This window comes from Burkholderia anthina (assembly GCF_902498995.1).
GTDB classification, from domain to species: Bacteria; Pseudomonadota; Gammaproteobacteria; order Burkholderiales; family Burkholderiaceae; genus Burkholderia; species Burkholderia anthina.
In genome coordinates, this window is sequence record NZ_CABVLY010000016.1 from 37,905 (window position 1) to 50,614 (window position 12,710).

8 protein-coding genes are annotated in these 12,710 nt (G+C 46.2%); 1 reads left to right on the plus strand and 7 read right to left on the minus strand.

Annotation, left to right across the window (positions count from 1 at the left end; translation table 11 throughout):
• Positions 1 to 136 precede the first annotated feature (136 nt).
• Positions 137 to 1,318, plus strand: a complete 1,182-nt coding sequence (locus BME24068_RS20345; RefSeq protein ID WP_174927172.1) for a polysaccharide pyruvyl transferase family protein — start codon at positions 137 to 139, stop codon at positions 1,316 to 1,318.
• A gap of 184 nt (positions 1,319 to 1,502) precedes the next feature.
• On the opposite strand, the gene BME24068_RS20350 is transcribed toward BME24068_RS20345, so the two are convergent.
• From BME24068_RS20350 to BME24068_RS20380, 7 genes are all read right to left on the minus strand, one after another.
• Positions 1,503 to 2,843, minus strand: coding sequence for a pectate lyase family protein (locus BME24068_RS20350; RefSeq protein WP_174927173.1), 1,341 nt, complete (start codon positions 2,841 to 2,843; stop codon positions 1,503 to 1,505).
• A gap of 283 nt (positions 2,844 to 3,126) precedes the next feature.
• A complete protein-coding gene (locus tag BME24068_RS20355) occupies positions 3,127 to 4,005 on the minus strand; it encodes a hypothetical protein (RefSeq protein WP_174927174.1) in 879 nt (292 codons plus the stop codon).
• A 13-nt stretch (positions 4,006 to 4,018) separates the two neighbouring features.
• Complete coding sequence (locus BME24068_RS20360) at positions 4,019 to 6,997, minus strand: glycosyltransferase family 2 protein (RefSeq protein ID WP_203368123.1); 2,979 nt, start codon at positions 6,995 to 6,997, stop codon at positions 4,019 to 4,021.
• Between the two features lie 22 nt (positions 6,998 to 7,019).
• Positions 7,020 to 9,374, minus strand: coding sequence for a glycosyltransferase family 2 protein (locus BME24068_RS20365; RefSeq protein ID WP_174927175.1), 2,355 nt, complete (start codon positions 9,372 to 9,374; stop codon positions 7,020 to 7,022).
• A 709-nt stretch (positions 9,375 to 10,083) separates the two neighbouring features.
• On the minus strand, positions 10,084 to 10,740 hold the full coding sequence (locus BME24068_RS20370; RefSeq protein ID WP_174927176.1) for an ABC transporter ATP-binding protein: 657 nt from the start codon (positions 10,738 to 10,740) through the stop codon (positions 10,084 to 10,086).
• Between the two features lie 4 nt (positions 10,741 to 10,744).
• A complete protein-coding gene (locus BME24068_RS20375; RefSeq protein ID WP_174927177.1) occupies positions 10,745 to 11,560 on the minus strand; it encodes an ABC transporter permease in 816 nt (271 codons plus the stop codon).
• Between the two features lie 13 nt (positions 11,561 to 11,573).
• On the minus strand, positions 11,574 to 12,704 hold the full coding sequence (locus BME24068_RS20380) for a polysaccharide biosynthesis/export family protein (protein ID WP_239007662.1): 1,131 nt from the start codon (positions 12,702 to 12,704) through the stop codon (positions 11,574 to 11,576).
• Positions 12,705 to 12,710 lie beyond the last annotated feature (6 nt).

Sequence of the window (12,710 nt, forward strand, 5' to 3'; positions counted from 1 at the left end):
TGGTCACAGCCACCGCATCACACGCACTTCGAGAGGATTTCCTGTGATCGCCACCTCGGAATCGATATCGCCCCAGCAACACGCCGCATCAAATATGTTGCTTGTGCCACCACAAGACAATACTGAAGAGGATTAAATGACAGTTGCCATCTTATTAACCAGCACCGAAGCACAATCCGACTACGCAGGAATCGGAGACACTGCCGGGTTATCATCAGGGGATGTGCTTAAACTTTCCGGTGTAAACGTAGGAAATTATGCCTTTAAGTATGGCATGCGCAGATTGATCGGCGAAGATGTAATTTATATTACTTATCAGAGCGATCCGGACTATGTTCGTCGGAATGCTCGCGCATTGATAGTCGCAGAAGCAAATCTAGTTAATCCCGCTATAAATTATGGCGCTCCGGCCAAATTTATCGAAACAGTAGATCTCCCCACCTTCTGCCTAGGAATCGGTGCACAGTCCAGTGCCATCGGTGAGAAAATCACAATCCCGGAAGGCACGATCAACTATCTGAAAGCGATTAGCAAGCGCTCGTCTGGATTTGGTGTTCGCGGGCTATATACCAAATCCATCATTGACGGATTAGGTGTATCCGGTGCAAAGGTATTAGGTTGCCCGTCATTTTTCATCAATCCGACGCAAACCTTATGGCAGGACATCTCCGAAAAGGTCAGTTTTGAAGACTGGGGACGCCTTGGGGTCATGGAAGGCATTTACCCGCTCGGCCACCCGCACTCAGATCAAGTGTCTCAACTCGAGCGCCAACTTTTTGATTTAGTACGATTTAGAAATGGCGACTACATCGCCCAAGCACATCCAACCATCATTGCCTTCGCATTGGGCCAGGGAAATCTGGTGGACGATTCAACGCTTTCGTTCCTGCGCAAGCGCCTTGCTCCGGGCATGAGATTGGCCGAATTCCGGGAGCTGCTGATTACGCGCTCCCGCGTACATGTTCGAATCGACCATTGGATCCGTGACGTCCGGCGCTATCAAGCTGTCATCGGCACAAGAATCCATGGAACGATCATGGCGCTACAGGCTGAGCGCCCCGCCGCTATGATCTCGCACGATTCCAGGACATCCGAATTGTGCGAAACCCTTAAAATCCCGGTCACTTCTCTGGGCGACGCGTTGCATGTCAACCCAATCAGTAAATTCGACAGGCTTTTTGAAAAAATAAACAAAAAAGATGCTGCCGAGAGAGACGAACATCGTCTTGGACTGGCGCGCCAAATTCGAACTCTTATGCTCGAAATGGAAATCCCGCTTTCTGTTGAATTTGAAAGATTGTGCTCGGAATCGACCTGATGTAACGTCGAAAAGATCACCAGGCGGTGGAGGACATCCTCCCCGCCGCTTTCACCACTTCAGTCCTTCTCGATGAGCGAGTTTGAAGAGATGGCGCCGAGTGAAGTAAATTCGGCACTCCCCAACTCACCGACGAGAAAAATCAGTTGGTTTTCTACCATCTTATCAACTTCAAGCTCGCCCGTTATCGACGGCTACCGACTCCGTCAACGCCGGCCGATTGATTTTCGATATATTTTGCAATGCGAGCGCCATATGTCTTCGCGACAGACTTGGCGTCGACAACATTCCCCTGCACTTCATCACCGTCACCCAACTTATCACAATCGACGCCAATTGCTCCCGATCCCGATATGTTTCGGATAGTATTATCGACAATAGAGACATTTTTTACCGGTCTCTTCCCGCCATACCTGTTAACGAATATACCCTTCGTCACCCCCACTCCAGCCCGGCTATAGTTATATATAACGTTTCGAGTCACGCAAATATTGCTAACATAGTAGCCAGCAGAATATTCCGTATCACCAGTATAAATGGAAATAATATTCCGGTCACCGTTACCGCTAAGTATCGCATCATGACATCGATTTTGGTCGACGCAAGAATCACGGAGACCCCTAAGAGCAAAGGCTGTCGGATAACCCGCGATATCATTATCCAAATAGAGCAGCCGGGAGCTAATTGGACCAGACAATGGCTTCTCAAGTCGGATATTATCCAACGTGGACTTGTCATAGAAATGATTAAATCCAGTGACAGCACCGCGACCACCAATCAATCTATTCCGTTCGAATCTGCAATTCTCGTATTGGGAATTATCGAATGCTGTAGACACCTGAATAAATTCATTCTTTCTAAATATGTGACCTCGTCCGCCAGTGCCTGTAATACCCAGCACGCCAACAGTGGTAACGGCACTGCCATCAAATACAACGTTCTCAACTAAAACATTCTCCGCTGATGTAACATTAAACCCAGAAATATTACCCTTTACGCCGGAGCCGGCATTAAATACGAGCTTCAAACCAGAAATATGAATATTCTTGGTATATTTTCCGGCCGCAGCGTGATCAGCAGAAACCATCATCAAAACGAAGCTGCTATTCCGGCGAGCTAAATTATCACCAATTTTAAAGATAGCTCCCGGCATGCCGATAAGACCGAAATTTCGAACTCCATTTATTACGATTGCCGGAGCATCTGCCACACCGTGAATTGGTCCGCTACTGCTATCTAGGAGATATACCCCAGCGGGGAACACAATAGTCCTATCATCTGCGATTGCCGCGCGAATGGCCGGGGCTGTATCGGTCACACCATCCCCAACAATACCAAGGGATTTTGCATAGTAGGTATTCTTCTCTTCGGAATTTTTCTCGAACCGCCCCCCCGGAATCTGCCGATCCAACCCATCACATGGGCATTGCGCACCGTGCGGCGATCGTTGATAGGCATTCTCCGCCATCGGTTCCGCATTGTCGGAATGCAGCTGTGACGTTGCGGCCCGAGCCATCTTGGACATCGAAGCCATTATCAACATTGACAAAATAAACCGCCGTCGATTGCCCATATACCCTCCCGACCGAAACTAATTCCACGTATCTACCAGCAGAAAATCGAGCGTCCGGCGCCGCGGTTCGATGAAAACCTGTCGGCGCTGGCGTGTTTGCCGACGACACACTCAAACAAAAATATCATCCATAGAGAGCTTCAGCTCATCACCCATGATCGGTCATTCCTTCCTCTCGAACAAGCACAATCAACGGAACGACTACCCTTGATACGCGACACGAGGGAGTTTGAGATTATGGAGCATTCTTAACAAGCCAGGATGCAACCCCAAGAACACTTTCGCTATTATTCTCGGATCCAATCTTGTTCAAATACGAAACTCCGGCTTTGGAATTATAATTCTCGACCACCCAGGAATTTGGAATTGCATCGTTTTTACTCAGAAAATCAATCGTCCTCTTTGTTTCGTCCAGGAATTTATCGCCCGAATTATTTGGAGAAATGATAAACGTTGTATGAAGCCCAGCGTGTTTGGCCCAAGATACTTCATCCAATACAAATCTCTGATATTCCCTAGGCTGACGGAGGAAATAATGTGGAGGAGAGTCGGTAGTCAGCCCGCCACCCATCTTTGCAGCTCTGCGCAAAACATCCCAAGACGATGACGAAAAAGGGGCGCCAACGTACTGTCGACTGTTTGGTGAAAAAATTGGAGCTACAGTCTCGATTCCATACGACCTGGCTGCTGTGACAAACTCACCCCACACATCAGCGCGGTCTGACTTAAACCCATTAACGTGGGCCCGCTTTGCATGAACGCCCGCGTCTATATATTTTCGTTTGTATCCGTGCTCAAACCAATTATCTGGATTGTTAGTCAACCCGAGCTCAACCTCCATCAAGTCACCCTTGAAGGAAGCCAGAATTTCCTTCTGAACCTCTGGCGCAGTTCGCGTCCAAATATAGCCGTGAACATATAACGCAACACGGCATGATTTTCGAAGAAATTCAGTATTTTCCGGATTTGCAAGAGAATCAAATCCAGTAACACCGCCAACAAATATATTTTGACGCCGGTCAGGACAATTTTCTGAAGCGATCGCCGGCCTGAGGCCAGAAGTCAAACCAGCCGAAATTCCGGCTTGAATAAATTTCCGTCGAGTCAGCACCATCTTTCCTCCTCACTTACGATATTGAGAAATCCTCGCGCGACAACGTTAAATTTTGACTATAGTATGGATCAATCGCCAAATAATCGTTCCACTTACCCTGCATGAAATTAATTTCCGACGCAAATCGTGCAATTTTTTCCGGAGTGTCTTCTGATCCACGTGATTTTGATTCGTAGTGGTAAAGCTCTGCATACGGAGTCCATAAATTCCTATATCCAGCCTTTCGCACCTTCAAGCAAAAGTCCACATCATTGAAAGCAACCTTCAACGCGTCCTCTTCCAGTCCGCCAACTTCGAGGAATACGGATTTCCGGACCAACAAGCAGGCCGCGGTAACCGCGGATAAATTCTGCGCCACCTTCAACCTGTGAAAATAACCTGACGCATCCCTCGGAAAATATTTGTGTGAATGTCCAGCAACCCCGCCAAGTCCGACAATGACACCAGCGTGCTGAATAGTATTATCACTATAATACAGCTTGGCTCCGACACATCCAATTTCCGGCCGGCAAACGTTACTCACCATCTCGGATAGCCAACCGGGATTAATTACCTCAACGTCATTATTGATCAAACCAATCACATCCCCTTCGGCATGCATAACTCCGAAGTTATTTATTGCCGAGTAATTAAATGGATGATGATATGGCAGGACCCTTACTCTTGGCTCCGCACGTTGAATTTCATCGAAATAAGAAATTGTCTCGGGCTCAACACTGCCATTGTCCAAAATAATTATTTCGAAATTCGTGTAATCACTTTTGTCGACAATACTTTGGATGCAAGTCTTAAGCAAATCAACGTGATCCCTCGTCGGTATTATCAGCGAAACAAGAGGAGCGGGGTTGGGAATTGGATATCGCACACGATACGTATTCGCAACAAGCCCCTCTTCTACCTGAATATCGGGCCGGTTCAGCAAGTCGAAATAATCTCGCAGCGACTTCACTCCTGCATCGGTAGTGTATGATTTCCCCGCAGCAGATTTTGCCGTTGACCCTTCCACACTTCTCCAGTGGTAGAGCACCAATGGAATATGATGAATTTCACAATCCCTCACAAGGGGCAGGCATCTCAACAGTAAGTCTTGATCTTGACTACCTTCGACGCCTCTTCTGAATCCACCTATTTTTTCAATAATATCTCGCCGATACACGCCAAGATGCGAAACATAATTCTGCGATAAAAACAAGTCCGGATTCCAGTCTGATTTGAAGTGTGGCTCCGACCTATTACCGTTCACATCGATCTTGTCTTCATCCGTGTATATAATTTTTGCATCTGGGCTACGATTCAGGCAATCGACCACATAGTGCAATGCATGCTGCGCGAACTCATCGTCATGATCAAGCAAAGCAACAAAATCACCATTCGCCAAATCGAGAGCCGAGTTGGATGCGGCCGAAATATGACCGTTTTCCTCTCTGAAAACTATATTAATCCTACTGTCTAATTTCTCGTAATGCAGGAGCACATCTCTTGTGATTGAGTCCGTTGATGCATCATCTGCGATGCATAGCTGCCAGTTTGGATAACTTTGCCGCAGAACAGACTCTATCGCGGCGGACAGCATTTGCCTTGATGTGTTATAAGTCGGCATAACAATCGAAATCACGGGATTCCAGGCGAACTCTTGCTGTCGCTTTGCAATCAAATTTACATCAAAAATTCCGTCTTCATTTCGCTGAATCCAATCTGAGTAGTCAGCCGATTCCTGTCCATAAAAATGAACAGAATCATATATCTCGTACAGCTTCAGAAGAGGATCTTGGCCGTCTTTTTTTGCACTGACTACCGCATCACGCCAGACATCATCGCTGCTTCGGTCTTTATACGCATCGCCATGCTCACAAATCTTTTCGACACTTTCCTTTTTGGCAACTTCCTCACCAATCGCCGTTATATTGAGCCGATCGATTGAAAAGGCCGAAACAGATTCCAAAGGATCAAACCGCACGGAAATTGGAAGTAAGCGGAGGTAAACAATCCTCGACGCCGTAACGCCTGACATATATGGCAACCTGACGGAGTCAGTCTCATTAAAGCCGTCACCGAAATCGAAGTAAAATTTGGCGACGCCGCGCTTAACCTTTGAATACTGAAGAAGGTCGATCCGGTGCCATCCCTTTTTAATATTTTTATTATCGGATACCACCCTGAACCACGGGTCGTTGTTTTCCGATACCCAGCTGTACTCATTACCCGGAAAACGGCCGATCGTCTCATTCGGAACCAGGGTCGACCAATTTCCACCAATCCCTCCAAGAAGCGAATATGAATGCAGCAGATCTTTCGCTTCCTCCGCAACATCCGGGCGTTCCTTTAGTCGAATCAATCTCGCTGTTTTAAATCTAAACGAAGTTTTAAACTGACATGGATCGAGGCGAATTCCCTTGCAATCACGCGGAATAAAAATCGGAATTCTATTTGTTTTTTTGGCTAAAATTTGAGCACGAACGGAATCTGATTCTTTATAACCATTTCCATCCACATCAAAGTAGATCTGCGCCTCAAGATCATGCTCAGATTCAACATCAATCTCAAGCAGATACCAGCCTTCCAGACGGCTCCAGTTGATATCCGCAAATATAACGAATTGCGGATCATTCCCGGTTGCCTGCCAAATCCCCCCCGCCGTAAATTCCAATTGATGCACCGGAACGAAATGCAACCGGTAGCGTCCGGTCAATTTTCTATAAACGCTTCGAGCATATTTAAATGGCGCAACCAGCGCACCATCTACGCCAGATTGCATCCCTTTCAATTTATAATTCAACTGCAGAACTTTTATTTTTTCATAATGCAGAGACATCGCCAGTTCTTGTTCGCGTTGACGCAATTGATCACATTGCGACATTAGGTCTCTGCACACGCTCATCAAGGAATCATTTTCCTTTGACAATTGAGGATCATTGTCTTTCTGGCGCACATCCTTCGCATCGTCGCCTTCATAATGAAAAATCATTTCGACTCTCTCGATTTCGCGGTACATTTATCAAAATGCAGCCAGATGGTTACATGGCGGCGTTGCAATATTGGAGCAGCAATCTTGTCAATTTTCGACAATCTACTTGCTCAGGAACGACGAACTTGGCCAGTCGCCCATATGCACCAATAGGCTTTACAAGTTCCTCGACGACGTGATATTGCGGCCTGTCCACATAATCATCAAATAGGAGATATGCTCCCGGATCCGCCATAACCAAGGAAACCAGGAAGCAAGCGACTCTAAATCGAGCGTCGATCAAAATGACGTCTGGCGATAGTCCTTTTTCTGCACATTGATTCCACGGAGCTACCGCGTACAATGGATAACGGGACCACCCACTGCTATCCATCGGATATCCCAATTCCTTGGTCTTACCGATGTCGATCCAGACGGGATAAAATTTTTGCCGCCCGCCCGCTATTTTTGCCAAAAGTTGATAGTTCAGAGCATCCAAAATCCTTTGGTCACTATCAACCGCAACAACATTCTTCACTCCCAAACTTAGCGCCAGAGCCGGGGTATCGGGAGCGCCGTAAGTCAAATACGTCTCTTTTCCTTGCAGACTCGAGGTTAGGCAAGATTGCTCTGCTTCCGGCATAGAGGATTTTATAGATACACGCGGCAACTTTTGATTCAAGGATGCATAGATTTGATCAATTGGATACGCATATGCTTTTCCAAATTTAAGCGCTCTCCGAACACCCTCAATTATCAGAACAAATTGCGGCGCCCGGGTTCTCAATTCCTGCGGAACATTTTCGAGATTCAATGTTGCAGAGAATCCCCCTATCGTGAGATTTTCGGCAAACATCTCTGCCTCTCGCTGGATTGAAAACTCAAACAGAATTCCGTCAATATCAGCATAAATTTCGATCGGTCCACTTACACGGTCTGATATTTTTCCGGAGACTTGTAGAATCCCATCTCTAAACAATGCATCACGGACTTCACCGAAAATATTTGCATCAGACGCTTTCGGAGCCACGCATTTGACATATTCAACTGCGTCGCCAGCCAATACACAAGCGTTTTTTCCATCTTGCGTTTTCGCGATGAACTCAATAGTCCCACCATTGATTTCTTCATCGCCAATATCGAGTGCAACATCAACTGGCACCTCGATTCTAAATCCACAATAAAACCCCAACTCTGGGCTCGAAATACTCAAGTCCGGCCGAGCGATTTTCTGCGAGAACACGTGAATCAAACGACCATCTCTCGATCTGTATTGAAATTTAAGAGGTCGATTGTGTAGAATATCAGACGCCCATCCTTTCAACTCCACGAAGCCGGATGAAGAGGATTGAATCACTCGCTCAACGCGGCCGATAAGAGGGTCTTTTTCAAAAATTTCATCAACAACGCGTAACCCTCGCAACTGCCTCCGATATCTGCCGAATAGCGATGAATCAGATTTGATCATTGACAAAGCAGAATCATATCGCTTAACAATAAAGCTACGCGCGCTCTCCAACAATCCCTCCAGCCGATTCTCGGCAATAAAATTATCATACGATGTATCGTATGCCTCCAGAGCTTCGGTCTGGATATTTATTTTTTCTGTATGCGCGTCTGAATGAAATGGAACATAGCCTAATCGATTAACTTTGAAAACGTTATCATCTCGAGCATGTTGCCGCCCCCTTAGGAGAGAAGACAAATACTCTTCCTGAGACCGATATACCTGATGGACTATAAAATATTTCTCAGGCACTCCCAGCCGCTTCTTCATTTGCTCGACTGAAATGTATGCCCAATTGACATTCAAAACATCACTGGTTTCTTCGAATTTTGTTCCGTCGGCGAGATGAAATACGGTATCTCTAGAAGCATGATTATGAATCCCCACGCTACGGACCCGCGGTGAAATTCTCACCAAAGATTTAACGTGACGATTTTTTTGAAATTTGTTGGTCGTCGAAAAAGGACGCGAGAACATTGCCCTACTCGCAACCGGAAGATCCACCATCCACAAAAACGATATTGCATCTGAGTCTGGATAGCTGGCCAGCACGTCCTTTATCGAATCCCGAAAATTATGTGGCGTCCACAGCTCATCCATATCCAGAAACATTAAATGACTGTACACCCCTCTCTCACTCTCTCGGCGATATGCCTGGTTGTATGCCTCGGGCTGAAATAATCCATTATTTGCCGCACACTTAGCCAGAATATCATCTGCCTCAACCACTGAAACAACATTATCGCCCAGTTTGCTTGCTAACGCCCTGATCATCTCAATGGAGTTATCAGTAGTGTTATTTACCCAAATCTCGACGGCATCGAATCCGAAATGAAGATGATGGAATACCCATTGCGGAATATAAGCAGACTCATCCTTCGCGATCGCAATTGCCTTAATTTTAAATCTATCGTTCATTTCTATTTTCATATCTCGCAAATGCGGCATCTCTCCAATGCGCATATATCAATTTCTCTGGACTCAAGATCCAAGATTGCATTTGTGTATTATAGGCGGAACGCACCAAAGTACGAGCACCAATTTTCCAACCGCTCCTCGGAATCACGTCGAAACGGAGCAATTAACTTCCAGGATCGGACGATGAGGACACGACAGCTTAGAGATATCAGTTGATAGACGCTTGGAAAATTCACCACAGCTTCACCCGAGTAGGGAGCTTCTCATCTCGGATCGATACAGGTTCTGCAAACGCCGGCCTCTGATTTCGCTAGCGCTCCTCATGAAATTTGACACGAGTCACCTCATCTGAATCAATATTCATTTGCATCAGCCGGCCTGCTATATTTTGGAAGTACCATCGCTCGCAAAATTTCCACATTCGTATCTCGATAAATGCCCACTCCAGAATCAATCTCGGAATGGCAATTTTTCCGTGCGTCACAACCCTACTTCAGAAGGCCGCAACAACAACCAGATGCCATATTACATTCTGCACTACGCTTTTTGAGAAATTTACCCAGCCGCACAAATTGTTACTCGAAATTCGACATTTCTCATAAATAAATAGTGCAATCGATTATCACCGAAAAGCGAAATATGCCACACAAACCCAAAACTTATTTAATCGATGGAACTACGAGGCCGCGCCTCTACTTAGCAATCTAGGCTATAGCTTCATATACCTGTTGATCCCCTCCTCTACATCCTCGTACACCTCGACATTACCGTCCTTCAGGACCAAAACAATGTCACACATCTTTCTAACCTGTCCCATCCCGTGGGTCACCAGGATCAGATTTGCCCTGCCAACTCGACGCTTGAATTCCTCAGCAGCCTTTTCTCTGAAGTGTGCATCGCCGACCGACATGGCTTCGTCGACCATATAATAATCAAAATCGAAGGCCAAACTCATTCCGAAGCGTAAGCGAGAGCTCATACCGGAAGAATATGTTTTTACCGGCTGATGAAAGTATTCGCCTAATTCAGCAAAGTTTTCGACATAATCTATAACCCGCTGCATTTCCTGGCCTTCCGCGCCAAGAGTTCTACATATAAATTTCACATTTTGACGACCGGTGAGGGACCCTTGAAAGCCCCCACCAAGACCGACAGGCCAGGATATCCTTTTATCGGTAATTATCTTCCCGCTATCAGGTATGTCCGTTCCACACAACAAGCGCATCAATGTGCTCTTCCCTGCGCCATTTTTCCCAATTAACGCGATATTTCGATCAGGCGGAACAATGAACGAAAGATCTCGAAAAACATACCTCCTCCCATGTTTAGTCACATAGGACTTGGTCAATTTCGACAATTCAATCATATCGTTATGCCTTCGGCGCACGCAGCACTTGTCGCTGGCGCCTGTAAATCAACATTACAATGAACGTAAGAACAATCGTGAAATATATCGGATAGCCAGCACTCAGGCCTTTTGTTACCGGATAATTATCAAATGCCGCCGCACGAATATTATCAATCACCTCGACGTAAGGGTTCCACGAAATGAAGTACATCTTTTCGCTCGGCAACTCCCAAACCGGAAAGAAAACCCCTGCTGTGATATATAGAGGAATGAACGACAATTTACATATTCTTGCCGAATTTGGTATGGAGTGGCTAATAATTGCAAAGGCAATTCCAAGCGAAAACGAAAGAAGCACCCCGACCAACAAAGCAAGAACCCACATTAGCGGGTCATTTATCGAAACATCCTTTTTAAGCCAGAAGCTCAGTGCAAAACAGATAATTATATATGCACACGAATACGCACATAATTCGACGAGCACCCGGGCAACGAAGGTATCGAATGGCATTACCTGTCGATACGCGAATAGCCCTTGATTTGCCCCTATAGCATCCGTCAAACGCCAGGCAATACTTCTCATCATATGGAAAGGAACGATCCCACTAACCATATACATGACAAAATCCATTCCTTGCATTGGGGTTGTTCGCAGGAATGAATGAAACACCAAAATAATCACCAGGATCGCCAGCGGCTCCAGAATAAGCCAGATAAATCCCATTCGTCTCGCACCGAATCTGGTTTGCATTTCCCTCAAAAACAATGCAAACAAAACTGACTTGAAAATCTTGGCTGCCGGGCGGTTTATCTTGAAAGGAGATTCTAGATTCGACACACTTCCCCCTTAATCAATAGCTGCTCACATTTCGACCCAAAACCAATACTTGGACGATGGGAGAAATAATTTTTTGCATCTCATATACCGGCGAATTTGTGACGTAAACAGTATCGTCCGGTTGTATCAAAAAATTCTTCGCCAAGAACATTGATACTGGCTCGCGCATATTTAGCCGAAATACCTGTGCTTTGGGACCTTCACCGGAATCACCATCCGACAATCTGAATACAAAAACACCACTCGGGTTAGCAGCATGCTCATTCAATCCCCCAACCGAACCTAACACCTCTAACAGGCTCGGACTGGATGAAGGGAAATCATGAAGACCAGGCTGACTTACCGCCCCCATAGCGACAAATCTCTTCCGTGAGCGCTGCAGCACGATTTCCGAATTTGGTGGTACCGGCATATTTCCACCAGACAGGAGATCTTGATAATTATAGCTCTCTACCTTTTTCCCGGTCCGCAACACTACATTGATTAGATACGGTTCCAGGAGTGGGCCACCTGCTTGATTGATCGCATCCAGGATGGTGAGTGGCCCCTGCAGGGCAGAGAATCGGCCGGGACTTTTGACCGCACCAGCAACCAGAACAGAACTCGATAAATCACTGATTAGTTCCACGTGCACTTGCGGTTCGCTTGCACGTCCGCTAACGCCTCGCCGAATAATTTCTTCGACTTCGGAAAGGGTAGCTCCCCGAACATTTTTTGTGCCTAAATACGGAATCGAGATCCTGCCTCTTGCATCGACCCGAACTTGAGCAAAAACCGTCCCTCCTTGCGCAAGGGGAGCAAATACCGTCTTGTCGACCCCACCATCGTCTGAAATCAATACCTTCAGTACGTCGCCAGGAATCAGACGTACTTCTGGTTCCTCCGGCCTTGCAACATGCTTCACAAGAACGCTTTCTGGAGGACGTATATAAGGTGCAATATTTTCCGGCGAGAGATCAATCAATTTATATGGATAATCCGGATTATCCATATTACTCTGCGATGTGACGTTATAAACTTGGGGACCTGCCCCCGAAATAATTCCACACCCACTGATCGAGATCAAACTGCCGACGAGCACGGCCCCTGACAAATAGCGCATACCTTTCCGCTCAATATCTTTAAATAGTTGCTTTTTATACATATATGC

Excerpts from the sequence above, each read along its gene's own strand:
- BME24068_RS20345 (WP_174927172.1), top strand. The coding sequence starts at position 137 with ATGACAGTTGCCATCTTATTAACCAGCACCGAAGCACAATCCGACTAC.
- BME24068_RS20350 (WP_174927173.1), bottom strand. The coding sequence starts at position 2,843 with ATGTCCAAGATGGCTCGGGCCGCAACGTCACAGCTGCATTCCGACAAT.
- BME24068_RS20355 (WP_174927174.1), bottom strand. The coding sequence starts at position 4,005 with ATGGTGCTGACTCGACGGAAATTTATTCAAGCCGGAATTTCGGCTGGT.
- BME24068_RS20360 (WP_203368123.1), bottom strand. The coding sequence starts at position 6,997 with ATGTACCGCGAAATCGAGAGAGTCGAAATGATTTTTCATTATGAAGGC.
- BME24068_RS20365 (WP_174927175.1), bottom strand. The coding sequence starts at position 9,374 with ATGAACGATAGATTTAAAATTAAGGCAATTGCGATCGCGAAGGATGAG.
- BME24068_RS20370 (WP_174927176.1), bottom strand. The coding sequence starts at position 10,740 with ATGATTGAATTGTCGAAATTGACCAAGTCCTATGTGACTAAACATGGG.
- BME24068_RS20380 (WP_239007662.1), bottom strand. The coding sequence starts at position 12,704 with ATGTATAAAAAGCAACTATTTAAAGATATTGAGCGGAAAGGTATGCGC.